Consider the following 25,197-nt stretch of genomic DNA (forward strand, 5'->3'; position numbering starts at 1 on the left):
AAACGACAGAGGGCGGGAACCGCGCGCCCGCGCGAATCCCGCCCTCTTCCATCCCTCATCCGAAGAACGTCAGCTCCAGACTGCGGCGAACCTCGAGCCATTCCCCGAGCCCCGATCCGCCTCTGTCTTCCTCCTTGCCGTCGACCGCTTGCCGCACGATCGTTCCGCCCTCTATGCGAATCCGCAGCGGCCGGTCGGTCCGCAGCGAGTACGTCCAGCCGCCCGCGTCCGCGCGCGACCATTCAACTGAGACGGACTCTCCCTGTTGGGTCAGCAGGGGGACGACTCCCGAGGCGAACGGCAGCGAACCGGGCCGAAACCGCAAACGATACCGGCGCGAATCGCGCTCGCCGGGGTCCGGAATCAGTCCGAGCACATAGCGGGACAATTGCCAGGTCGGAGCCGCGGACCACGGGTGACAATGGCTCCAGCGCGTGTCGAACACCTCGAGCAGCGTCGTCGCGCCCTGCTCCAGCATCCAGCCCCAGCAGGAACGATACTGCCCCAGCACGAAATCGGCCTCCCCGGCCTCCCACAACGCTTGCAGCGAAAAATGGGCAAAGCTGGGGGTGATCAGCCGATCGCTTGCCGCATCCGGCCGCGACAGTCTCGGCGCCTCCGGATCGTTCGGAAAACAGCTCTGTATATGCCGTTTGACGAACCCGATCGCCGCGGGTTTCGTCCGGTCTTCGAACATGCCCGTCAGCAAGCCGAGAACGGTGGCGTGGAACCCGGCCCGTCTCCGTTTCGGCAGATTCTCCCCTTCCGCGGGAACCGACTTGGCGAGCAGCCCTTCCGCCGTCGAGTACGTCTCCCTGACGAGCAGCCGCAGCTCCTCCGCCTGCGCAAGCCGCCGTCGCGCCTGTTCGGCCTTGCCGAGCGTCCGCTCCCAGGCCGCCATCTCTTCCAGCGCCAGCAGCAGCAGCAGGTTTAAGCTGACGTTGATCTCGCCCGGCGCGACCTCATGCCCCCAATCGAGGAAATCCCACGTCTCGCCGGAAGGCTTCGTCCCCCTCGGTCCCTTGTGCGAGAAAAAGAAAGCAAGCGTCCGCTCGGCCGTATCGTAGCCCTCCCGCAGCAGCTCCGCGCTTCCGGTCAACCGGCTGTACCGCACGCAGCCGATGATCCAGTACAGCGCGTACGACGTCAAATAAGACTCCTGTCCCGGGCACAGTCCGGCCGCCAGTCCGTCCTCGCTTCTTCTCCGGTAAGAGGCCTGCAGCAGTCCTCTTCGCACCAGCTCCAGGCTGCCGTAGACAACGCTCAGCGTTTCCATTCCGGTTACCGCCGCATCTCCCAGCCACTGTCCCCGCTCCCTCGTCGGAGTATCGATCAGCGCGTCCTCGCAGCAGGCCTGCAGCGTCCTGGCGCCCAGGCTCCAAATCTCGTTCAGGAGCGGATCGGCGCATTGGAAGCTTCCCGCCGGACGGTCGTAGAGCGTTCGCATCGCCCCTTCCGCCCGCAATACCCGAGCCTCGGACGAAGGAGCGGCGACATGCACCTCCAAATACCGAAAGCCTCGCGGAACGAACGTCTGCAGCGTCTGCCGCCCTCCCTGGGCTGCCCAGCGATCCATGTTGCAGGAGGCGCTGGCGGAAAGCGTGATGACGGGATGCACCTTCCCGTCAGTTAACGTCTCGCCGTAGCCCGCCTCCACAATCGTCCCGGCGGGCGCCTCGATCTCGATTCGCGGCCGGTACAGGCCGATCCGGCCCAGATCGTAGCGCACCCAGAAACCGTCGGCCGGAACGTCCGGCCGCAGATCGCGGCTGAGAAACCGCAGCGGAGGATCGTCGTCGACGTAGCCGAAGCGATCGGCGTACGCGCCTCGGGCGATCTCTTCCGCCTCCACGGGCAGGCTCAGACAATCTCCGATCGTCTTGGGGCCGTACGCCGCTTCCCCAAGCGGCTTCGCGACGACGACCGGCTCCGTCCAGCCGGCTCCGTCGAAGGCCAGCCGCAGGTCCGGCAGCAGCCGGGTGTCGCAGTTTTCCATCCAGCCCAATTGTCCGTTCACCCTGCGTTCGGTCGGCCCGAAGGCCGACAGCTCCCGACATTTCCACTCGAGCGGCAGCGCCCCGTCCGGTCCGATCGCCTCGCATTGCAGGAACGGCGGAATTCCGCCCATCAGAATGCGCGTATGCACGCCGTAATCGTGAACCATCACGGAGAGGACATGCTCTCCACCTTCTAACGCCAACTCCAGCTCGTCGTATTCCGGACGATCGGGGGAGAAGCGAGCCGGACCTTCCCCGAGCTCCTCCCCGTCCCAATACAGTCGATACAGGCTGACGCCGAAAACGCGCAGCCGCAGCCGGCCAACACCGGCTGCCGGGCCGGAAATTCGCGCCTGAAAAAGCACGTAGACGTTCTGAGACCGACTGGGCGACGGGTGCCATAGACAAGGAATGCCGATCATGCGAATCCCTTCCTTTCCTCCAATGCCGCTCGGCTTTTCCAAGCCGTCAAGGTCACCGGACCGATCAGACCGGCCGGCGCCGGGACGTCCCTGCGGAAATCGTCCTCCCTGAAATACGGACCGAGCGTGTTCGTCACGGTCGCCTTGACCCGGTTTTCGCCGAGCCTGAGCGCCTCTGACGGAAGCTCCCAACGATACGGAGGGCACAGCCTCGGAGTCAGCTCCCGGCCGTTCACCGCGAGCGCCGCAACTTCTCCCACCTGCCCCAGATCCAGCGAGAAGCTCTCCTCCAAGCTGTCCAACCGGAACGACGCCTCGTAATCGACGCTGCCGCAGAACGTCTCCATCCCCTCGATTCGGCCCCAATCGCCAAGTCCGGACAAGCAATCCACATTGGGCGCTTCCGGCAGCGGGCTGCGAACGGCCGTCGCGCTCCATGGCTCGATCCGCCGTTCCCCGCTTCGCATCGCCAGCCGGAGGCTTCCGTCCTCCGACCGCTGTGCCCGATGCCATTCTTCCTTGGAGAGCCCCAGCTCCGCCGCGCCCTCTCCATGTCCGGTCCTGTCCGGATCGACGACGATAAAGCACGATTCGTACGGCTCCAGACGAATCGGAGCGCGAACCCGGTCTCCCGTTCGTTCGTACAGAGGCAGCGCTTCGATTTTCCCGTCCATCGGCGTCCATCGCTCCATCGCTCCGCTTGCCGGAAACTCGACAATATCCTCGAACGTCTCTTCGACGCTTTCGTTGTTGAGGAAAAAAATCTGCAAGCCGCTTTTCTCGTAATGGCAGAAGCGAAGCTCCGGGAACGGCTTCGTCGTTCCGACGCCGGGCGCCAGCCAACCGGACAGGCGCTCCGCCAACTCGTCCAGTCCGACAGGCTCCCCGCCTTCCACGGCCGCCCGGTTCACCGATACGACCTTTCCTCCCGACCGGATGAAGGCCTTAAGCCGTTCGCGGACCGGAGCCGGAAGCCGGACGATCCCTGGCAGCACGACCACGGAGAATCGCTCGCCCCCGATCTGCAGCTCTCCTCCCTCAATCCTGCACCGTTCCTCGTCGACCAGCAGATCCATCGACAAAATATCGAAGTCGTACTGGCTCCGCATCAACGCTTTGCACACCCCGTCCAGCTCGTTCGTATCTCCCGCCCAGTGCGCTTCGGCCGGATAGAGAACGGCAATCGGGGCGATATGCCGCGCCTCTCTGAGCATCAGACAGGAACGGTTCGCATAATTCCCCCACTGTCTGAAATAAGGCCACTGCGGATTGCGGCCGCCCGCATAGAAGTGAGGAGGGCAATCCGGGTCCGGAAAAATCGGGGAAAACGCGTGCGGCACATACCAGTTCGTCCCCCGGACGGTCATCCAGTCGGTCAACCATTTCATCTCTCGCAGTCCGAGATCCCAGCCGTACGCGCCGAAATTCTCGCACATGACCAGGTCTGTGCCAACCTCCAGATGCGCCGCCGATTGGGCCAGCTTGGCCAGAGTGTAGTGGAAGAAGTCGGGGTAAGGAAGATCCCGGTATGTTCTGAACTGCGGAAAATGCTCCTCGTAGGAGGCGATTTTCTGCTCCGAATCGACCTGGCGCAGCACAAAGTCGTAGCCGCCCATATCGAAGTGCTTCGTCACGCGAAAAAAATGCCCGACGCCGAAGCCATGATTCATATGCGCCCGATTATCCTCGACGACGTGTCCGATGAACTGCACGCCGTTCGCATGGCACCAGCGCTGGATGCGGGCGAAGAAATTTTCCGAGAACAGCTTTGTCAGATGGTCCATGAAGTCGGTCCGGACCTTCGCCGTCTCCTCCGCATCGCCGTCCAGCCACAGCGTCTCGACGCAGCTATACAGATCGTACCCGCACCGTTCCTCGAAGGTGCGCCGCACCGAAGTCGGCCACGGAAAGCAGGGCGTCTCCTCCCCGAACGACACGTCGTAGGACCCGAAGTTTTCGAAGCTCGTCTCGTCTCCGAAAAAGCCCTTTAACGTCGTGCCCCAATATTCGGGAAAACGTTGTTTGGTCGCCTCATAGGTCAATCCGATGAAGCAGTCCGTCACTTCGGGCGACAGGTAATCGACCATCTTGTCGAACATGCGCCCGCTCCAGGAGGGCTTGACGCCGATGACATGGACCGTCCACGAAGCCGTCTCTCCCGCTTCCCGGCGCTCCCGTGCCCACGCCTGCCATTCCGGCCACCGTGAGAAGGCGGCCCGTTCTCCCTTCGCCTCGGGAACGCAGACGATTTTGAACAGCTCCGCATCCAGAGGCATCACCCCAGGCTCTTCCCCGTCGGCGCTCCACAGGAAGCTTGCCTTCGTGAGCACCTCCATTCTATAATCGGGCATCTGGTCCAACACTTTGCCCCCGGCGATGCCGGACGGATAATATTCCTCGTCGAACATCCATACGTCCATGCCCAATCTTCTCGCTTCGTCCAGACAAATGCCGACGTCCCGCCACCATCCCTCTCCCAAATAATCCGCGTGCGGGCGCGATTCGATGACAAAGCCGCCGCAGCCGGCCTCCTCCATCGCCCGGATCTCGCGGCGCAGCGCCTCCTCCGTCTCCTCGGGAGCCCCGTGCAGCCACAATAACGGAAATAAGCTGCGCGGCGGCTCATGGGAAGCGAAGCGCTCGCGCAGCAGGTCGGATGATTTCATACAATAGCCCTCCTCCGTCGATCGTAAGCCGATTGTAGCAGTCGGCCGGTTCGACCCGGGAGGGCGCGGCTATCGAATTAGGTGGAGAATACGCTCATTTTCCGGCGAGGAAGTGCTCGCGGTACTGCCTCGGGCTCATTCCTTCGCGCTGCCGGAACAAGCGGCTGAAGTATTTGCTGTCCTCGTAGCCGCAGGCGAAGGCGATCTCCTGCACCGACAGCTTCGTTCCGAGCAGCAGCCGCGCCCCCTTCTCCATTCTGAGCTTGGTCGCGTATTCCAGCGGCGCAAGCCCCGTCTGCTCCTTGAACAGACGATGAAAATGGGAAGCGCTGAAGAACACGTCTTCCCGCCAGCGATTGTGGATGTCGCCTGCGTTCGCGTTATCCCTTACCGCATCGTGGATTTTCAAAATATAATCGGTAATGTCCGCTCTGCCCTTCGACTCGGCCTTCGTTCTCCTGTCGCTCAGCAGCGCATGCGTCAGACGGCCATCGCGAAGTCCCTCCGCCAGAGCAAGCAGCAGCCGCAGCATGACGGATTGCAGCTCGAGCATGCGGAAGGGCCGGTCTTCGCGGAAAGCCTCGACGACGCTCCCGATCAGCCTGCGGATTTCCTCTCCGCCGCCGTCGATTCTCGCCAGATTCGGCAGCCAGACGGAGCCTAAGCTCTCCGCCTCTCCCGGAGCTTCGTCCGGACGAATCGGTCCGGCTTCTTCTCCGACAATCTGCAGCAGCTCTTCCTCCGAACGCGGCTCCCAATCGAAATGAATGGCCCAATGCGCGTATCCGGACGAGGCGTCGGGATCGTCCCGGAAAGAGTGCAGCACCCCCGGCGGGATCATGAGCAGGCTCCCTTCCTCGTAAGCGTGAGAGCCGCTCTCCGTATACAGGACTCCCCGTCCCTTGTCGACCAGAATAAACTCATGGTCGCGAATATAGCGAGAGGGCACCTCCAGCGGAAAATCCGTATAATGGGCAAAGCGCACGCAAGGCCTGATCTCCCGGAATTGCGCCAATTGAACGAAGGGCAGCATTGTCATTCCTTCTCCTACCGTATGCAGAATGAGTTCCCTATAAAAAATTCGCAGCGCCTGCCCGGATTCCTCCCCGTCCCCGATCTCCCGGCCTCTCCGTCTCCCTCCGCCTCTCCGGTCTCACTCGCTTTGGCTTTGCCCTCCAGTCTCTCCCCCCTGCCGACCAACGTCCCATTTGTCCGCCCCGCGAAATTTTAATCGCCCAATCCCTTGCATTTTCAACCTTCATCCCCTATAATAACTCTTGCTGTACTTAACGAGCGCCCGTGGTCCAACGGATATGACGCAGCCCTCCGAAGGCTGAGATTGAGGTTCGATTCCTCACGGGCGCGCCACTCAATCGACAACGCAACCGGCCGAGATTCTCGGCCGGTTTTTTTCATTCATTTATCCTCCTCCCGAACAGAATCCGTTTTTCCCGATCGCCTCCCCGCTCTCCGAAAAACTCTCTCCCGAGACTCTTTGACTTTCTTTGACTTTTGTCTTCGGATTCGTTATGATAAGAAAACGAAAGAACAAGAGGAGGGACGCCAAACATGAGTTTTGTACCTATGGTTGTCGAGCAAACCAATCGAGGAGAACGGGCTTATGACATCTATTCCCGCTTACTCAAAGATCGAATCGTATTTCTGGGCACGCAGGTGAACGACGTGGTCGCCAATTCCATCATCGCTCAGTTGCTGTTCCTGGCGGCCGAAGATCCGGAAAAGGACATCCATCTCTACATCAACAGTCCCGGCGGTTCGATAACGGCCGGTATGGCCATATACGACACGATGCAGTTCATCAAGCCGGACGTCTCCACGATCTGCGTCGGCATGGCCGCGTCGATGGGCGCTTTCCTGCTCACGGCCGGCGCCAAGGGCAAACGCTTCGCCCTGCCGAACAGCGAAGTGATGATCCATCAGCCGCTGGGCGGGGCCGAAGGCCAGGCCAGCGACATCGAAATCCGCGCGCGCCGAATTTTGAAGCTGCGCGATAAGCTGAACGGCATCCTTGCGGAACGCACGGGCCAGCCGCTCGAACGGATCGAGAAGGATACCGACCGCGATAACTTCATGGAAGCCGAAGCGGCCCGCGAGTACGGACTGATCGACAAGGTCATCGAGAAAGTCGGCTAAAACGTCCAATTCTCCAAGAGGCTATTCCGACGACATCCGAGGATGACGGGAATAGCCTCTTCCTTTTCGCCCCAATACCACAACTCCCACATAATGTCAACATAAATTCAAAACTTTGAATACCCTCTCTGCTAGTCCGCCAAAGCATGTTATTCTGTTAGATGTAAGAATTCCATTAAGACCCAGTTCTAGCGATCTCTTAGGAACTTTGGAAGAGAGGAATTAACGTATGATCGACAGACCTTATCCGTACCTTGTAACCACGTCGTCCGAGGATCTTACCACAGCAGGGAGAACGAACTCCTCTCCCGTCGATATGGTTGCAGCTCGTCGGCTGAGCGATAAAGCGTCGTTGCTTCGCCCGCTTAAAGATGAGCACCTGCTTGAGGTTTACAGAGAAGCCAAGAAGATGAATTTGTCCCACGAATTCATCGAGCTCCTGGAAGAGGCTCTGTCCATTCGCCAGTTGAGCCACTATAAAGAAGCCTAATAAGAGTCGGCATCTTTGTTCAGACATCGTCCTGATCCGCCCGCCAATCTGGCAGGCGGTTTTTTATTTTCTCCGAACCTTTGGAAATACATTCAAGCTTCGCCCCCGCGAGTCGCCCCCGGTTGAATCAATCCCTTTCTTATTTTCAGAGAAACCCAGAGCAGAAGTCCGCACATGATCAACAACGCAACGTAAGAGCTTCGATAATTCCCCGACACGTCGCGCAGCGCGCCGATCAGCATCGGACCGAGTCCGCTGATCAGACTGCCGAACAGTTGAATCATTGACATCCACGCGCCCGATTCAAGCGCCGATTTCGTATGATCGAGCGGCATCAGAAGAGATAAGGAAAACAACCCTCCCGAGCCGACGCCGAGCATGACGGCCGACATCCACGGCCCGTATGCGGGCGGCAATAAAATAAGCGGCAATACTCCGATCAGCATGACAGCGCTCGAGCCGATCAGCCAGGGAGCCCGACTCGGCGAACGTTGGACGAAAATCGCAATCCCGAAGCCGCACAGCGTCTGCAAGCCGATGTACACGGTCAGCATGATTCCGGCGATATAATCGCTGAACCCCGATTCCTGGGCGATCGGCGCAAGCCAGGTCGCGACAATAAAGTGAATGCAAGCCTGCAAGCCGTAAAGAAACGTCAGAAGCCAGGCCGTCTTGTTTTTTACCGGCAGCTTTACAAGGCTCGCAGCAGACGCATCGGGCGCGGAAGCGACAGGTTTCCTCCTGAATATCGGCAGCCAGATTACAAATGTCGCGAGAGGAAACAGAAACCATATCCCCAGCCCCGTCGACCACGATCCATGAAACGCCTGCTGCAGCGGAATCGTAAGCCCCGATCCCATGGAAGCGCCGATGCCGACGCCAAGCGTATAGATTCCGGTTAAGATCGCCGTATGTCCCGGGAAGTTCCTTTTAATGAAGCTGGAAAACAACGGACTGGCCACCGACGTACCGATTCCGGCGACAACTGCCGTCAACAGCAAAAACAAGGACGAATTTGCGGCAAAACGCATCGCCGTTCCCGCGCCAATGAGCAGCAAAGAGAGTCCGATCGCGCGTTCCGCGCCCCAACGTCTGCCTATTCTCGCCGCGAAGGTCGAAGTCAGGCCGATGCATAAAATCGGAATGACGGCCAACAGACTCAAGGCCGTGCTGCTCATGCCCAGATCGTCTCTGATGGTGACGAGCAAAGGAGGAATCGACGTATTCGAAGGACGCATGCTCGCGGTTACGAATGTCATGGCCAGTATCATCCAAATCAAATTTCTTTTGCTCACGCTCCGACACATCCTTACGATAAAAAAATCGACCAAGTCCCTTCGCCGCGCAGGCGAAGGGATTTGGCCAATTCATGCGAATTCAGGAGAACAATCCGTTCGATTTCAAGTAACCGATCGAGCGATCGAAAGCTTCCCGAACCGTTAAGCCTTTGGTTTCCTCGTCCACGATCAGCCATTCCCGGTAATCCCATTCCCGCAATTTGGCGATAACGGATTGAAGATCGACCGTTCCCGTACCGAGCGGACAGAATGCCCCGTCGGGCGTCAAATCCTTCAAATGGATATTGTTCACGAACGAACGGTAGCGTTCAAGCGCTCCGGCCAGATCGGCAATGCCGCCTTTGACCGCATGGGCCGTATCGAACGTAAGCCCGCAATACGTCGGATCGACGTGTGCGAACAGCCGCTCGATATCGTCTATCGTTTCGAAGATCGCGCCGTCCGAATGGTTGTGGAGAGAGACCGTCGCCCCGACGTCTTTCGCCTGCCGCCCCAATTCGTTCAGCACATCGGCAACGCCCCGCACGCCGTCCCCGTCCAGATCGCTTTCGCGAACGTTGGCGCACACGCAGATTTGTTCTCCGCCTACTCCGTGGACAAAAGACAGAAACGCCGGGAAACTTTCCTCCCATTGACGATAGTTCGGTCCGAGGTAGACGATGATGCCGCCCCGGGCCAGATAGGCGCGGTCCCCGTAAACCTGCTTAAAACGATCGGGATCCAGATGAAGCGAATCGTACTGCTGCGGCTTGACCTGAACGCCATCCAATCCGTATTCCTGTGCCAGCCGGAAAATCTGCTCGCTGTCCTGCGCTTCCCACGACGGCCTTGAAAACCCGATCAGCATCTCTCAGTCCTCCTCCAAAAACACCGTTTGGCCCGTTTCGATCGACTTTTTGATCGCCTCGTAAATTTGCGGAGCATGGGACGATTGCTCGATATGGGACACGGGCTGGCGATTTTCGCGAATCGCGTCGATAAATTCCTGAATTTCTCCGGAAAAGCCTTGTTCCACGATCGAATGGGAGCGGCCCATGGCAAAGTCGGGGCGATACGCGCCGATCGGCGCGCCCTCCCGGAAAGCCAGCATGTCGATGGAGCCGTGCACCTGGACGATCGTGCTTTTATCCGTGACGATGGTGACCTCCTCGTACCTTCGCGGTCCGTTGATTCGATCCGTCAACGTCATCGTGCTGACAGCGCCGTTGCGGTGCTTCAGCGAGATGGCATAGGTAGCGGGTTCCTTATGGGACGCGTACAAGCTTTTCACTTTTCCGAAAAAATAATTGCATAAATCGATCGGATGAACACAGGCGTCGAGCAGAAATTGCGTCTTGGGATCGTCCGTATTTTTCATGTTGTTCTCCGTGCGGATAAACGACATGATTTCCGGCTGCCCGTTTTCCGGGTTGTCCAAAATTTCCTTCGCCTTCCGATAAGCCGGAGCAAATCTCTTTTTCAACCCCGTCATGCATATTTTCCCGGTTTCCCTGCTGACGGCGACGACCTGCTTCGCTTGCTCGTACGAAACCGCGGGCGGCTTCTCCGTATAGACGTGGTAGCCCGCGCGCATCAGTTCCATCGATACCTTCGCATGGAAATCCGGTCCCACGCATATGAGCACGCCGTCCGGCTTATGCTTCTCGAGCATCTCGCGATAGTCCGCGTACGTATGCTCGATCCCGCACTGGCGGGCAAGCGCTCTCGCTCTTTCCACATTCAGATCGCAATTGGCGACCACGTTCGCGCCGTGAATAAAGGCAAAGCTCGGATAGACATTCCGGCCGGCATGCTCCCCGGCGCCGATCATGCACAGCTTAAGTTCATTGGACTTGACGTTATTCATTTCCGATAGCTCCCCTCATTAAGGGAAGGGATTCCCCTTCCCGCTCCTTGATGCGGCCGCTCCCGCTCACTTCAACTGGTCGGAATATTCCTGAACGATTTTGTCGCCGCCTTTTTTATGCCATTCCGCGACGGCGTCGTTCCATCCGTTCTCGTCGATCATCCCCATAATGTATTTGATGCGGGCGTCTTCGATAATTTTGGTCAGCTCCGTGCCTCTCTCCGCGTAAGTATCGGAAATATAGGCCAAAGACGGATCTCCGACCACCTTGTCCTCTTTCTCCTTAAAGTAGGTCAGCACCTTATCGACGTCGGGGGAATTGACCCCATCCGGCGCTTCGGACATTGTATGCGGTTTCAATCTGCGCAAAATGTTGATTTCGGTCTGATACCGCGCCTCGTCGATTTTGACCGGTTTGCCGTTTTCCATTTTATAATGAACGTCTTCCAGCCCCCACTGCATGAAGGTTTGAACGCGCGGATCGGCAAGATCCTCGAAGAACTGCAGCACCCGCTTCAATTCGGCCTCCGTTTTCACGCTGCTTTTCGGGATGAGATACAATCCGGTGTACCCCAGGGACGGCATAAGCCGCTCGCCTTTGGGACCCGCAAGATTGCCCATCTCCATATCCGCGTCGGGCACCGTTTTCCGGATAATCGGCAGCCGCTCCGTGATTTGATAAGCGTAGGCGAACATCATTCCGCCCTTGCCGTTCTCGATCAATTCGCTTCTTTGCTCTTTATTGATTGCGGCGAAATCCTGGTTCACCAGCTTTTCGTCGTACAGACGCTTGTAGAAATCCAGCGCCTCCCTATATTCCGGCGTTTCGAAATACGGGACAAAAGCATCGTTCTCCACCAGCCATTTGTAGGGCCCGCCCAGAAGCAGCACGACCTGATCGAACCCTTCGGGGTCGTTGTGCTCTATGAGTCCGTAGGTGTCCGGCTTCCCGTTGCCGTCGGGATCGTTATGAACCATCGCCTTGGCCAACTCGTAGACGTCTTCCAATGTAGCGGGCGGCTGCATGCCGAGGTCCTTCACCCAATCGGAACGATACACGAACCCGTTGGAGGCCAGATCCAGGTGGCGCGGAATCGCATACAGCTTTCCATCTACCAGCACGTTGTTTTTCAGCACGGGACTCATGGCCGCAAGCCGGGGGTAGTCCTCCAGATAAGGACCGATCTCCCAGAAGACGCCCGAGCGGATCGCATTGATAATCGCCGGCGTTTTAATGTCCAGGCTGACGACGACTTTCGGCATCGTGTTCGAAGCGATCGTAGCGTTCAGCTTCTCGGTGTAGCTCGTTCTGGGAACCCAGGTAATATCGATGTCGGTCTTGGTCGTCTCCCGGAGGAACGTCATGGCGTCGCTCTCCGCCGGAGGGTTCTCCGCCGTGAAATTGTCCAGCATAATCGTCAGCTTGTACGGCTCGTCGAAATCGCCCGATTGCGGCTTGCCGCCCGAGGTCGAGCTGCCCGCCGGATTCGCGTTGCCGGACGATCCGGTTTCCGTCTTGCCCGAACACGCAGCCAGCAAGCCGCCCAGCAGGAATGTGCACAGAAGCAGATTTGCGAGTTGTCCGGGTTGAATCCGATCTTTACGTCTCATTCATAATCCCCCTTGAATTAAGAATCAACCTTTAACGGATCCGATCAGCGCGCCTTTGGCAAAATGCTTTTGCAGGAACGGATAGATCAGCATGATGGGGAGAGTCGAAACGACGATCACCGCCATCTTGATAGTTTGGGAGGGCGGAACGACCCCTTCGGCCGAAGTGTCGGTAAACCCGCCCGTGCTCATGAGCACAATCTGTCTCAACCACACCTGCACCGGCCATTTATCGGCATCGTTAATATAGAGAATCGCATTAAAGAAGGAATTCCAATGCATCACTCCGTAAAACAGCGCCAATGTCGCCAACGCGGGCATGGACAGCGGCAGCACGATGCGGAACAAAATGACCAGATCGTTGCAGCCGTCGATTTTGGCCGCTTCCTCCAATCCTTCGGGAAGCTGTTGAAAGAAGCTTCTTAATATAATTAAATTAAAGGCAATAATCGCAATCGGCAGCACGAGCGACCAATAAGTATCGATCAATCCGAGGCTTTTAACCACAATAAACGTAGGGATCATGCCGCCGTTGAACAGCATTGCGAATACGACGAGAAACATGATTTGCCGCCGTCCCGGCAGATCCCGGCGAGACAGCGGATAAGCCATCAGCGAAGTCAGCAGCAGATTGATCAGCGTGCCGAACACCGTGACCAGTATGCTGACAAGCATGCTGCGCGGAATGGTAGGCGCGGAGAAAATATAGTGATACGCCTCCAAGGAAAACTCCGTCGGAATGAGGACAAAACCTCTCTTGGCCAGCTCCGTCGCGGAAGTGAACGACCCGGCGATAATGCTGATAAACGGGATTAATGCCAACAGCGAGAAAAACACCAGAAAACCGTAGATGAACCCCGTCCACGCCTTGGTTCCCCAATCTCTTTCCAGCCCCATACGCCCCTCCTCCTTCCTCTCCGGCGTTCGTTACATGATTCCTTCCTCGCCGAGCCTTTTGGCCAGCCTGTCCGCCCCGATCACGAGAATCAAGGCCACGACGGACTTGAAAAGTCCCACGGCGGCGCTGTAGCTGAACTGGCCTTGAAGAATGCCGATTTCGTACACATAGGTGTCGAACACGTCTCCGACTTGATTGTTCAGCGGGTTCAGCATCAGGAAAATCTGTTCGAATCCGGAGTCCAGAAAGGTTCCCAGGCGAAGGATAAACAGGACGACGATCGTGCTCTTAATGGCGGGCAGCGTAATATGCCACAATTGATGCCGGCGATTCGCGCCGTCCATCTTCGCCGCTTCGTACAGCTGCGGGTCGACGCCGGCCAAAGCCGCCAAAAACAAAATCGTGCCCCATCCCGTCTCCTTCCAGATCACTTCCCCGATCACCAGCGGGCGAAACCACGTCTCGCTCAGGAGAAACTGAATTTTCTCGAACCCCATGGCGGCAATCAGCTCGTTGACAATGCCTCCCTCGGTACTGAAGAACAGGTAAGCGATGCCCACGACGACGACCCAGGAAACGAAGTGAGGGATGTACACGATCGTCTGCACGGTGCGTTTGAACCCTTCCTTGCGCACCTCGTTGAGCATTAGCGCCAATACGATCGGCAGCGGGAAGAAAAACACGAGATTGTAGATCGCCAGAATCATCGTGTTGCGGAACAGCCTCCCGAATTCCGCCTCGAAGAAGAAGCGATGGTAATGCTTGAATCCGACCCAATCGCTATGGAGTATCCCCAAATTCGGCCGATAATCCTGGAAGGAAATCAGAATTCCCCACATCGGCAAGTAGCGGAAAATCAGGAAATACAGCACCCCGGGAATCAGCATCAGATACAGCCAATAATATTTAACGACCGTTTTCCGAAGCGTCGCCGCGTAACTTCTCCCGACGTTCCCTTCCCTTGCGTAAACACCGGCATCGCTCATAGACGGACCAACCTCCTTTCCAATGTGATAGTACGATTGCGCCGGACGACTGAACTGGCGGGATCGTATTTCACACTATAAGGAGTGCCGGCGGCGGGTGTCTATAATCTGTACAGAACTACCTGGAGCCCGCTTGCTCCGCGCGTTTCGGGCGTTTCGCAATCATTTGAGAACTTGCCCATAATCATTTCCTCACCTTGGTCCGATACGCACCTGGCGTCATCCCTTCGATTTTGCGGAAGCTGCGGATCAGGTTTTGCGAATTTTGGTAATTTACCTTTTCGGCGATTTCGGATATTCTCATATCCGTCTCGGCCAGCCACTTCTTCACCTTCGCCATCCGGTAGCTCGTCAAATAATCGCTGAAATTGACTCCCGTCTGCTGGCGGAACACTCTGCGAATATAATTCGGATGATAATTCAACTGCTCGGCGCAAAATTCCAGGGACAAATCGGTGTCGTAGCGCTCGTGGATCATCTTGATGATATCCTGGGATATCTTTGCGGATTGATCCGTTTTTTTGCTCTCGTTATACCGGACAATCGGTTTGATGACCCGATCTCTCAGCCACGCTTCGATCTCCGGCTTGGTCGTCAACTCGAACAATTGATCGTATACGGATTGGCCGTCCTTGTGCCACTCGCCGAAGCACTCTTCGATCCCCGGAACCTTCGTCGTCAAGTGGTACAGCAGCTGCGACAGCATAATTTGATAGTCCCTCGGGTAACGTTCCTCGCGGAACAAATCGCCGATAAACAAGTCAAGCGCCTCGACGACGGCCCGTTCGTCGCCGAATTTGACCGTATCCAGCAGATTGCTTCCCGATTGCTCGGGGTATTCGAATTTCCCCCGCGTTTTCGGCTCCAGCTCGTCGATATAGAGAATCGCTTCCTGGCCGTGGCGGATGCGGTATTTCAAAGCCTCCAGTCCTTCCCGGTAAGCGTTGGGAGTTTCTTCGATGCGTTCGTAAACGCGGCTGACCCCGATGCTGATCTTGAGCTTCAGATATTCGCGCGTCGTCTGTCGAATCTTCTCGGCATAACCGTCTATGAGCGCGTTAAATCCGTCCGCATCCCCTTCGGAATCCGCGATAATCGTAATTTGCGCCTGGTCGGTCAACACCGGGTTCAGCCGATGCGGAGGAGGGACGATTTCCGAAACGATATTGTTAATGGCGAACATCAACAAGTGCTGGTCGCTCGACTTGTAAGCCGTTCCCTCGAGCGTATCGATATCGATAGCGAAAACGGCAAATTGCCGCCATGCCAGCGAGTGGCCGTATTGCGACAACTTTTCGGCGATTTCGGTTTTATTCATGCCGCCGTTCACCAATTTCAAGCTGAAATAATCCTTCAGCTTCGGTTTTTGCGCCTCCAGATCGGCATTAAGCTGAATGCGATAATCCAGCAGGCGCGTAACGCCGCTTTGGATCACATTGATTTCGTTTTTGCTGCGTACGGATTCCGTCGTATACAAAATGTTGCTCAAGGTTTGATACAACCTGGAGATCGGGTAATACAGCCTGCGCGTTCCCAGAGCGATCAGACTGAGACAGATGGCCAGCATGCCCAGCACAAGGTAGACCGTCGCCCAGCCGATCGCCCGCGATTCGGAATCGATCCGTTTGAAGGGAGTCGCTTTGATGTAGGTCCAGCGATTGTACTGCGAGGTTTGATAAGTTAAGAGATATTTCTCTTTATCGATGTAAACGCTCTCAATTCCGGATAAGGAACGATCTTGATTCTGCGGCACGACGGAACGGAAAAAATCCGGCTCCATCATCCGCGTCGCATTTTCGTAGTTGGACGTTAACAGGCGATTCTCCTCGTCGACGATGAAGAAATAACCGTCGGTCACGATTTGCGACGCCACCGTTTTGATATAGGAGCAGGGAATGTCCGCAATGAGAAGCCCGGTCGGCTGGAGGCTGTAAATGGGAAGCTTCTTGACCAGCTGCAGCTCGCAGGAAGCCGTTGAACCGGAGAAATCGCCGGAATAACCCCAGAACGAATTGGCCGGTTTTTGGCCGAATCGAACATAGGGATGCTCCGGGCTCAGCTCGGGCAAATCCCTTTTGCCGGAGTTATTGACGAACCATCCGTTCTCCAAATTCACGAACGTCATATCCGCGATGCCAAGATCGAAAATTTGCATTCTGAACAATTCGTCTTTGAGATCGCGCAAGGTTTGAAACTCCTCCAAAGCCATTTTGGAATTGAGCGACGAATAGGCGAGCGGAGAAGTCAGAAACTGCAGCATGAAGCGGTCGGTAATGCCCACGATCTGCTCGACTCGGGCATGCGTTTGCCGGATCGTCTGCAGATTCATTTCCACCGCCTTGGCTCGCGCGTCGACGGAAGATTTATAATAAGAATAACCGCCGATTATCGTTGTAGGAAGGGCGCTAAGAACAAATCCGAACAGGACAAGCTTCTGCAAATAGGACAGCGTTCTCGTTCCGATTTTCATGGGCACCGTTCCTTCTACTTGATTATTTTAATTCAACATTGTTGAATAGACTGTCGCAGATTCAGTATATCAACGAAAGACTTAACTTGCCAGAGCCAATAATAGGCCGCATTTTCGCTCGCCGGACGCCTGGATTCGGACGCCGAGGTTCCACCGGGACCTTTTGGACGAACGCGCAAAAAACAGGCGCAGATACGCCCCCGGATAGCTAAGGAAGGACATATCTGCGCCTGTTCGTTATATTGCCCGTTAACGCGCCTCTCGCGTGCCTTACTGCATTTCGTACTGAACGGTTACCTGGGTGCTGATCTCGATCTGACCCGACTGGACCGAAGTGGCGGCGCTGCCAGCCGCGTCGGACATCATGACTTTAGCCTGCTCGCGGGCATACAGGATCGGATTGTTCGAAACCTCGCCCTGTACGATGTTCACGACGCCCTTCAACTGACGGTTGGCCGACGTCGCCAGCACGCCGGCTTTGGCGGCCGCGTTCTCCATCGCTTTCTTGAGGGCATCCAGCTCGTACTGCTCCTTCTTCTCCGTGGAGAACTGCACGCCGTCCAGCCGGTTCGCTCCGGATTCCGTCAGCGCGTCGAACAGCTTGCCGATCTCCGGCAGCTTCCGATAAGTAACCTGGATCGAATGAACCGCGATATAGCCCTTCAGCACGCGTCCGTTCTTCTCCGTATAGTCGTATTCCGGCTGCACGTCGAAGCCGGTCGTCGTAACGTCCTTCTTGGCGATGCCGAACGTCTCGTACAGCACCTTCTCCACTCCCGCGAACTGCTTCGCGTTCGCTTGCTGCGCCTCCGACGCCTTCGCCCCGCGCGTCTCGACCGCCAGACGCAAATAGGCGACGTCCGGCTCCACCATCACGGAGCCGCTCGCTCCGACCGTCACCGTATAAGGCGACGTTTGCGCAGTCGAAGTTTCAGCGGACACCTCGTTCCCCTCCCCTTTCACGAATCCGAACCATCCAATTACCGCCGCGGCCAGAACGACCGACAACACTTGCAAAGCGCTTTTTTTCATGACCAAGCCCCTTTCGATCGGTTTGTCTTTATTAACGCAGCCCAATAGCCAAATGTTTCACCTGCAGGAATAAAAATGTTAAAACGCAAAAAGCCCCTCCCCGGGGGCTTCATGCAAAAAAATCTTATTGATTTTCCAGTTCTTCTTTGCTCACGAGTTGGACTAAAGCGGTTACAGCCTGTTCTGCGTCCGAACCTTCCGCACTGATCGCAACTTCCGTCCCGGAGCTGATTGCCAGGCTCATAATGCCCATGATACTCTTCGCGTTAACCTTCTTCTCATCCTTCTCAACAAAGACATCGGAAGAGAATTTATTGGCCTCTTGCACGAATAGTGCCGCCGGTCTGGCGTGAAGACCTGTTTTAAGCCGAACGACTACCGGCTGTCTCGTCATGGACCGGATACCCCCTATCTTCAATTCGTCCCGCGTATCGGGACCCCCGTGCTCCAGTTCTACATTATTATAACATTGTTATGAACAAATGCGCCATACGCTTTATGCGCCGCCGTTTCGGATTTTTTCCGCCAGCTCGTCGAGCTTGCGGAGCCGATGGTTAACGCCCGATTTACTGACGCGCCCTTTCAGCAAATCCCCGACCTCCTTGAGGTTGATATCGGGGTGCTGGAGCCGGACTTCGGCCACCTCCCGCAGCTTGTCCGGGAGATTGTGCAGGCCGACCGACTTTTCCAGCAGCTTGATGTTATCGATCTGCCGCACCGCGGCTCCGATCGTCTTGTTCAGATTGGCCGTCTCGCAGTTGACGATCCGGTTCACGGAATTGCGCATGTCCCGCATGATGCGGACGTCCTCGAACTTGAACAGCGCCTGGTGCGCGCCGATAATGTTCAGAAATTCGATGATCTTCTCGCCTTCCTTGATGTAGAGAATGAACCCTTTTTTCCGTTCGATAAACCGGGCGTTCAGATGGAACTTGTTCGCCAGCTCGACAAGCGCCTTGCAGTGCTCCTCGTACATCGACGAAATCTCCAGATGGTAGGAGGAGCCCTCGGGATTGTTCACCGAGCCTCCCGCCAGGAACGCGCCCCGCAGATAGGCCTTCTTGCAGCAGGGCTTGCGCACAAGCTCCTTGTCGATGCTCGGGTGGAAAAGAAAGCCTTCCGAGACGATGCTCAGATCGTTCAGAATCGCTTCCGCTCCGGCCGGAATACGAACGACGTAGACGTTGTTTTTTTTCAGACGCATTTTTTTGCGGACAAGGAGCTCGGTCACGACCGAAAAATGGCGCTTCAGCAGCGTGTAAATCCGGCGCGAAATGGCGGCGTTCTCCGTGGCGATGTCCAGCATGACTCTGCGATTTGACAGCGAGATCGTGCCGTTCATCCGGATCAGCGCCGACAGCTCCGCTTTTTCGCAGCAGCTGTCGCTCTCGTGCATCGTGAGCTCCTTTTTCGTTTGCGCCGCAAAGGACATCCCTTTCTCACCCCTTTCTGAGCATCCAGTTATCGACCAACTGATAAATGTGCTCGCTTAGTTTCTCCGCATCGTGGCGCAAGTACGTACGGAACAGGACAAGCTTGTCCGCGATCACCTTGTAGCCTCGGCGGGTCACCTCGTCCAGGTCCAGATGGACGGCCTTGGCTCCCTGCTCGGCATAGAGGCTTTCCACTTGCGGCGGAATTTCCCCGTCGTTCACAATGACATAATCGAATAAATGATGGCCGATGTGGGCGTGAACGGCGGCCAGATGGTCGCTGACGGAATAGTTGTCGGTCTCTCCCGGCTGCGTCATGGCGTTGCAGACGAACAGCTTGATGGCCTCCGATTCCACGATCGCTTCCGCCAGCTCCGGCACGAGCAGATTCGGAATAATGCTCGTATACAGGCTCCCCGGACCGATCAGGATCGCGTCCGCTTCCTGCAGCGCCTGCACGGCTTCCGGAAGCGCCTTGACGTCGGCCGGCTCGAGGTAGACCCGGCGGATCGCGAGGCCCGACTTCGGAATCGCGGACTCTCCCTCCACGATCGAGCCGTCTTCCATCTCGGCCTTCAGCACGATCGCCTGGTTCGCGGCCGGCAGCACCCGCCCCCTGACGGCGAGAATCCGGCTCAATTCGGTAATTCCGGTCACGAAATCCCCGGTAATATCGGTCATGGCGGCCAGAATGAGATTGCCGAGGCTGTGTCCGGCCAATCCCGTTCCGTTCTGGAACCGATATTTCAGCACTTCGGCCATCAGAGGCTCCGTATCCGCGAGCGCGGTCAGCACGTTGCGGATATCCCCGGGAGGCGGAATCTGCATCTGCTCCCGCAGAATGCCGGAGCTGCCGCCGTCATCCGCTACCGTGACGATGGCCGTAATGTCGAGCGGCTTCCGCTTCAAGCCGCGCAGCATGACGGACAGCCCGGTGCCTCCGCCGATCACGACGATCCGCGGCTTGCGGGCGAGGCGTTGTTTTTTGCTCATTCCCTCACCTCAATGCCGATCGCGCTCGGAATCGCGATGGCTTACTCTTACCGATTCCGTCTCGCTGGAGCCCAGCCTGCGTCCCAGATACTCGGCCAGCGCCACCGATCTGTGCTTGCCGCCCGTGCACCCGATGCCGATCACGATCTGGCTCTTGCCTTCCTTGTGATACATCGGAATCAGGAACTGCAGCAGATCCATCAGCTTCGCCAGGAAAGTCTGGGTTTCCGGCCACTTCATCACGTAGTCGTACACTTCCGGGTCCGCGCCCGTCTTCGGACGAAGCGTGTCGACATAGTGGGGGTTGGGCAGAAATCGAACGTCGAAAATAAGATCGGCGTCGATCGGCACGCCGTATTTGAATCCGAAGGACGTCACGTTGATCGAAATATGATTCTGGCTCAGGTTCGTGAACCGCGAGACGATCTTTTCCTTAAGCGCCGCGGGCTTTAAGCTGCTCGTGTCGATCACTTGATTGGCCCAGCCCTTCAGATCCTCCAGCAGCTTGCGCTCCAGGTGGATTCCGTCCAGCGGCAGGCCGTCCGGCGCGAGCGGATGGCGGCGCCGGCTCTCTTTGTAACGCTGCACGAGCACCGAGTCGGTCGCGTCGAGGAACAGAATTTCGTAGTGAATCGTGTTATGCTCCCGGATATGGTTAAGCGACTCGGACAGGGCGGTAAAAAACTCGCGCCCGCGCAAGTCGATGACCAGGGCGACCTTGGCGATTCTTCCTTGCGACTGATCGATCAGATCCGCGAACTTCGGAATAAGCACCGGCGGCAGGTTATCGACGCAGAAGAAGCCCAAATCCTCCAGGCTCTGAACGGCAATCGTTTTGCCCGCCCCCGACATCCCCGTTATAATGACGAGCCGCGGCTGCGTCGTTATCGTATCCATGCGTTTCCCCTTCCCATGCGCGCTTGTTGGCCCCGATCCCGCCTCTTGGGCAAGCGATATAGCGAAGCGCCCGGACCGCCTCAAGAGCGTGCGGAGCCGAGCGCCTTGCTGGATTTATGCCCGGAGGAACAACCCGGCCGCTCCGACGATTCCGGCATTGTTGCCGAGCTCAGCCGCCACAATCTCCACTCCGTCTCTCGCGTTCTCCGGCGTCAGCTTGTTGAAGGCTTCCCGAATTTGCGAGAACAAATACTCTCCGGCCTTGCTCACCCCGCCGCCGATAATGAAACGCTCCGGATTGACGACCAGCGCGACGACCGCCATCGACTTGCCCAGGTAGTAGGCCGCCCGGCTGACGATTCTCGCCGCCGCTTCGTCGCCCTCCTTGGCCGCATCGAAAATATGCTTGGCCGTCAGCTCGCCCTCCACAAGGGCAAGCGACGTCTTGTCTCCCCGCGCGACGGCGTCGTTGGCCATGCGGATAATCCCGGTGGCCGAGGAGACCGTCTCCAGACAGCCCATTCTGCCGCACCCGCACTGGATCGCTTCCAGATCGGGCACGATCGAGATGTGCCCCAATTCCCCGGCCATGCCCGAAGCCCCTTCGATCAGACGGTCGTTCAGGATAAGGCCTCCGCCGACACCCGTGCCGAGCGTATAGCAGACGCAGTTCCGAACGCCTCGGCCCGCGCCTCCCCAGGCTTCCCCGAGCGCCGCCACGTTGGCGTCGTTGTTGATCTTCACCGGCTTGCCCAGCTTCTCCTCCATAATGCGTTTGGCCGGCACGTCCTTGAACGGAAGATTGGCGGAGAAGCTGATGATGCCTTCGGGAATGTTCAGGAAACCGGCGATTCCGATGCCTACGCCGACAACGGCCTCCCACTCCTCCGTTCCCGGGGGCACGAGCTCCCGGACATAAGCCGCGATATTGGACAGAACGGCATCCGCTCCGCCGGAAGCTTCCGTAGGTCCTTCGTAAGTGCGAAGCAGATCTCCCGCCTCGTTGCACAGGCCGACCTTAATCGAAGTTCCGCCCAAATCTACGCCTACGAACAATGAATCTGACATGTTTGTCGACACCTCATAAAGAAGAATAAGATCCGTATGTGTCGTTCCGCCGCCGATTGGGCGGCGGAACGACGGCCAAGCTTACAGCGATTGGCTCCAGTCGTGCGTCGCGGAGCCTTCCAGGAACTTCTCGCAATCCAGCGCGGCCATGCAGCCGCTGCCCGCCGCCGTGATCGCCTGGCGGTATTTGTGATCCTGGACGTCGCCGCAAGCGAATACGCCCGGCACGTTCGTTTCCGTCGAGCCCGGCTTCACCTTGATGTAGCCGAGTTCGTCCGTCTCGATCTGGCCGCCGAGAAACTTCGTGTTCGGCGTATGGCCGATGGCCACGAACAAGCCCTGCGTCTCGAGGATCTCTTCCGCTCCGGTGGCGTTATCGAGAACCTTGAGTCCTGTAACGCCCTGGTCTCCGGCGATTACCTCGAGCGGGGTTTTGTTCAGTCCCCACGAGATCTTGTCGTTCTGGCGCGCCCGATCCTGCATAATCTTGGAGGCCCGCAGCTCGCCGCGGCGATGAACGAGCTTCACCTCGGAAGCGAACCGCGTGAGGAAGCTGGCCTCCTCCATCGCGGAGTCTCCCCCTCCGACGACCACGATTTTCCTGCCGCGGAAGAAAAAGCCGTCGCAGGTCGCGCACGTGCTGACGCCGTAGCCGACGTTCTCCCTCTCCCCCGGGATGCCCAAATATTTGGCGGAGGCCCCGGTCGAAATAATCAGCGTCTCCGCCTCCAGCTTCTCCCCGCCTTCCAGCGACAAAGCGAAGGGCCGCTTGGACATGTCGACCTGCTCGATCCATCCCGTTCGGAACTCCGCGCCGAACCGTTCGGCCTGCTTACGCATATTCGCCATCAGCTCGGGTCCCATAATTCCTTCCGGGAAACCGGGAAAATTCTCGACCTCCGTCGTTGTCGTCAGCTGGCCTCCGGGCTCCGGTCCTTCGATGACAAGCGGCGACAAATTCGCGCGAGCCAGGTAGATCGCCGCCGTCAGGCCCGCCGGCCCCGTTCCGATTACGATTGTTTTGTGCATGGATGCTTCCTCCTCGTAGCGCGACACGATCTCGAGCCCGTCGTCCTGCGCGCGAGTTGATGATTAGTGAAAGGACGACCGCGTCAAGTCCAGCTTCTCCCGAATGCCGCAAGCTTCGTCTATCCGGTTCGCGTAGCGGCTGATGCTGGCCTGTGACACGCCGTAACGGCTGACGAGGTCCGCGTAAGTGACCGTTCTGCGGTGCATCTTGGCCGTCCAGTATTCGAGCGCCGCCGCCCATCCCGTCGATTTGTGCAGCTTCGGCACGTCCGGATACACGCGGGACAGATAATCGACCCACAGCGTCATCATATCGTGCTGCTGCACGACGTCGTAGCGCCCGGACATGCCTTCGAGCGCCTGTTCCAGCACGGTTTGCCACGCGCTGTCCCACACCGGCAGCTGAGCCGATTTGCGGCGCGCCTCCAGCGTCAGCGTCCGTCCGCCGAACACGACCGAGAGCGAGTCCTGAACTCCGATGGAACGAAGCACCAGCACCGCCACGCGCTTCAGTTCGTCCTCTTCGTCCGGGTCGATCAGGAAAGCCTTCAGCGCCTCGATCACTTCGTCGTCCGCGACCAGTCCGAGCGCCTGGATCACCTGCACCTTCGTGCGCCGGTCGCCGTGTCTGAGCGCCCAGAAGAAGGAAGAGCGGATGAGCGGATCGTTCTTGAGCGCCTCCGTAACCTGCCCCGGATTGTTTTCCCACTGCTTGAACTGCTCCTCGAACGGAAGGTGGTAATGGTAATGCGTCGGCGGAGTCTCCTCTCCCGCGCGCACGCGCTCCAGACGTTTCAAGTGAAACGGAGGAACCTGGGATTCCGGATCGAGCCTCTCCGCATGCTGCCAATGCTTCTTGGCGTCGTCGTAACGCCGCAGATTCACTGCCGCGATCGCCGCGAAGTGATGCAGGCTCGGCTCTCCCGACAGCTCTCCCGTGCGCAGCAGCCGCCGGAAATGCTGGTAAGCCTCGCGATGCTCTCCTACGATCCCGAGCGTCGTCGCCATTTTGAACACGTGCTCGGGATGGAACGGAATCGTCTTGTTCAGCTTCGCGACTAGCGCCTGCAGCTGCTCCTTGCGGTTCGAGTGCTGGTAGAAAATCGCCAGATTGCATAGCGCGTGCAGATTGCCCGGCTCCGCGTCCAGCACCTCCGTAATCGTCGCCACCGATTTGTCGAACAGCCCCATATAGTAGTATGCCAGTCCCAGGTTGTTCCTAGCGGCCAGGAAGTCCGGCTGACGTTCGATAATTTCTTCCAGCATTTTGACCGCCTCGGCGAACCGGCCTGCCTCCAGCAGCTCCCGGGCTTTGTCGTGCGCGTAAATATTCTCTTTGGCCTTGATGGTCGACAGCTTCGCGGGACGATTCAGCTCGTAATGAAGCAGGTCGAGCAGTTCGTCCGACTCTTCCAGGAATTGGCCTTCGGTATCGTTCTCCAGGTACCGGACAAGGGCTTCCTCCGCGGCTTCGAACAGTTCCATGTTGGCGTAGTTATTCGCTAAGTAGTAATAGCATTCCGTCATCGCCGGATCGATCTGATCCAGCACCGAGCGAAGAATGACGTTCGATTCCTCGTACCGCCCCATCTCGGACAGAATGCCGGCCATGTTGCAATGGTTGACCGGGTTCTCCGGTTCGTACTCCACCGCGCGGCGAAAATACTTCAGTGCCTTGTCGTAATGGTACCGATCCAGCGACTGTACGGCACGCTCGAAGAAGAAAGTCGCATCCAATCTCATCGGGATGACTTTGGGACGCCGGTTTTTCGCCGCGCGCTTTCGCTGGCTCATCGCAAGGCACCTCCTGCCGATTTCAAACTCGTCATCCAAGATTATAACACAGCCTGCGCATTCCATAAAATAAAACCCATTGCGTGAAGCCGGAACCTCCTGCCGATCGGAAG

The 25,197-nt window shown here is 57.7% G+C and carries 20 protein-coding genes and 1 tRNA gene; 3 read left to right on the top strand and 18 right to left on the bottom strand.

Annotation, left to right across the window (positions count from 1 at the left end; translation table 11 throughout):
• Positions 1–55 precede the first annotated feature (55 nt).
• From ACFFT4_RS04590 to ACFFT4_RS04600, 3 genes are all read right to left on the bottom strand, one after another.
• Entirely contained in the window at positions 56–2,419 is a 2,364-nt protein-coding gene (locus ACFFT4_RS04590) for a family 78 glycoside hydrolase catalytic domain (RefSeq protein WP_378045437.1), read from the bottom strand.
• Complete coding sequence (locus ACFFT4_RS04595) at positions 2,416–5,085, bottom strand: glycosyl hydrolase (protein ID WP_378045438.1); 2,670 nt, start codon at positions 5,083–5,085, stop codon at positions 2,416–2,418. Before ACFFT4_RS04595 ends, ACFFT4_RS04590 begins: the two co-directional genes overlap by 4 nt.
• Positions 5,086–5,179: 94 nt before the next feature.
• The gene (locus ACFFT4_RS04600; protein ID WP_378045439.1) at positions 5,180–6,124 is read right to left on the bottom strand and encodes an AraC family transcriptional regulator; all 945 of its coding nucleotides are present in this window, start codon (positions 6,122–6,124) and stop codon (positions 5,180–5,182) included.
• A 254-nt stretch (positions 6,125–6,378) separates the two neighbouring features.
• On the opposite strand from ACFFT4_RS04600, the gene ACFFT4_RS04605 reads away from it, so the two are divergent.
• From ACFFT4_RS04605 to ACFFT4_RS04615, 3 genes are all read left to right on the top strand, one after another.
• Positions 6,379–6,453, top strand: a tRNA-Arg gene (locus ACFFT4_RS04605).
• Positions 6,454–6,654: 201 nt separating this feature from the next.
• The gene (gene clpP / locus ACFFT4_RS04610; protein WP_378045441.1) at positions 6,655–7,239 is read left to right on the top strand and encodes an ATP-dependent Clp endopeptidase proteolytic subunit ClpP; all 585 of its coding nucleotides are present in this window, start codon (positions 6,655–6,657) and stop codon (positions 7,237–7,239) included.
• A 229-nt stretch (positions 7,240–7,468) separates the two neighbouring features.
• Positions 7,469–7,729: a sporulation histidine kinase inhibitor Sda gene (locus ACFFT4_RS04615; protein ID WP_378045443.1), complete on the top strand. Its 261-nt coding sequence runs from the start codon at positions 7,469–7,471 to the stop codon at positions 7,727–7,729.
• Positions 7,730–7,821: 92 nt separating this feature from the next.
• On the opposite strand, the gene ACFFT4_RS04620 is transcribed toward ACFFT4_RS04615, so the two are convergent.
• The 15 genes from ACFFT4_RS04620 to ACFFT4_RS04690 form a co-directional block, all read right to left on the bottom strand.
• Positions 7,822–9,024: an MFS transporter gene (locus tag ACFFT4_RS04620; protein WP_378045445.1), complete on the bottom strand. Its 1,203-nt coding sequence runs from the start codon at positions 9,022–9,024 to the stop codon at positions 7,822–7,824.
• Between the two features lie 82 nt (positions 9,025–9,106).
• Positions 9,107–9,874 carry a sugar phosphate isomerase/epimerase family protein gene (locus ACFFT4_RS04625; protein ID WP_378045446.1) on the bottom strand — a complete coding sequence of 256 codons (768 nt, stop codon included), beginning with the start codon at positions 9,872–9,874 and terminating at the stop codon, positions 9,107–9,109.
• Positions 9,875–9,877: 3 nt separating this feature from the next.
• Entirely contained in the window at positions 9,878–10,873 is a 996-nt protein-coding gene (locus ACFFT4_RS04630; RefSeq protein ID WP_378045447.1) for a Gfo/Idh/MocA family protein, read from the bottom strand.
• Positions 10,874–10,939: 66 nt separating this feature from the next.
• Positions 10,940–12,484 carry an extracellular solute-binding protein gene (locus ACFFT4_RS04635; RefSeq protein WP_378045448.1) on the bottom strand — a complete coding sequence of 515 codons (1,545 nt, stop codon included), beginning with the start codon at positions 12,482–12,484 and terminating at the stop codon, positions 10,940–10,942.
• Between the two features lie 24 nt (positions 12,485–12,508).
• Positions 12,509–13,381: a carbohydrate ABC transporter permease gene (locus ACFFT4_RS04640; RefSeq protein WP_378045450.1), complete on the bottom strand. Its 873-nt coding sequence runs from the start codon at positions 13,379–13,381 to the stop codon at positions 12,509–12,511.
• A gap of 30 nt (positions 13,382–13,411) precedes the next feature.
• Positions 13,412–14,368: an ABC transporter permease gene (locus ACFFT4_RS04645; RefSeq protein WP_378045452.1), complete on the bottom strand. Its 957-nt coding sequence runs from the start codon at positions 14,366–14,368 to the stop codon at positions 13,412–13,414.
• A 184-nt stretch (positions 14,369–14,552) separates the two neighbouring features.
• Positions 14,553–16,838, bottom strand: a complete 2,286-nt coding sequence (locus tag ACFFT4_RS04650) for a helix-turn-helix domain-containing protein (RefSeq protein ID WP_378045453.1) — start codon at positions 16,836–16,838, stop codon at positions 14,553–14,555.
• Positions 16,839–17,108: 270 nt separating this feature from the next.
• A complete protein-coding gene (locus ACFFT4_RS04655) occupies positions 17,109–17,870 on the bottom strand; it encodes an SIMPL domain-containing protein (RefSeq protein ID WP_378045454.1) in 762 nt (253 codons plus the stop codon).
• Between the two features lie 124 nt (positions 17,871–17,994).
• Positions 17,995–18,264, bottom strand: coding sequence for an HPr family phosphocarrier protein (locus tag ACFFT4_RS04660; RefSeq protein WP_094042918.1), 270 nt, complete (start codon positions 18,262–18,264; stop codon positions 17,995–17,997).
• A 102-nt stretch (positions 18,265–18,366) separates the two neighbouring features.
• Positions 18,367–19,302 carry a DNA-binding protein WhiA gene (gene whiA / locus ACFFT4_RS04665; protein WP_378045456.1) on the bottom strand — a complete coding sequence of 312 codons (936 nt, stop codon included), beginning with the start codon at positions 19,300–19,302 and terminating at the stop codon, positions 18,367–18,369.
• 7 nt (positions 19,303–19,309) lie between these two features.
• On the bottom strand, positions 19,310–20,296 hold the full coding sequence (gene mgfK, locus ACFFT4_RS04670; RefSeq protein WP_378045457.1) for a gluconeogenesis morphogenetic factor MgfK: 987 nt from the start codon (positions 20,294–20,296) through the stop codon (positions 19,310–19,312).
• Positions 20,297–20,305: 9 nt separating this feature from the next.
• Positions 20,306–21,193, bottom strand: a complete 888-nt coding sequence (gene rapZ, locus ACFFT4_RS04675) for an RNase adapter RapZ (RefSeq protein ID WP_378045459.1) — start codon at positions 21,191–21,193, stop codon at positions 20,306–20,308.
• 114 nt (positions 21,194–21,307) lie between these two features.
• Positions 21,308–22,261: an ROK family glucokinase gene (locus ACFFT4_RS04680; protein WP_378045462.1), complete on the bottom strand. Its 954-nt coding sequence runs from the start codon at positions 22,259–22,261 to the stop codon at positions 21,308–21,310.
• 81 nt (positions 22,262–22,342) lie between these two features.
• Positions 22,343–23,290: a thioredoxin-disulfide reductase gene (gene trxB, locus ACFFT4_RS04685; RefSeq protein ID WP_378045464.1), complete on the bottom strand. Its 948-nt coding sequence runs from the start codon at positions 23,288–23,290 to the stop codon at positions 22,343–22,345.
• Positions 23,291–23,353: 63 nt separating this feature from the next.
• Complete coding sequence (locus tag ACFFT4_RS04690; protein WP_378045465.1) at positions 23,354–25,084, bottom strand: tetratricopeptide repeat protein; 1,731 nt, start codon at positions 25,082–25,084, stop codon at positions 23,354–23,356.
• Positions 25,085–25,197 lie beyond the last annotated feature (113 nt).

The sequence above is a fragment of the Cohnella cellulosilytica genome, from assembly GCF_042431195.1.
Classification (GTDB): Bacteria; Bacillota; Bacilli; order Paenibacillales; family Paenibacillaceae; genus Cohnella; species Cohnella cellulosilytica.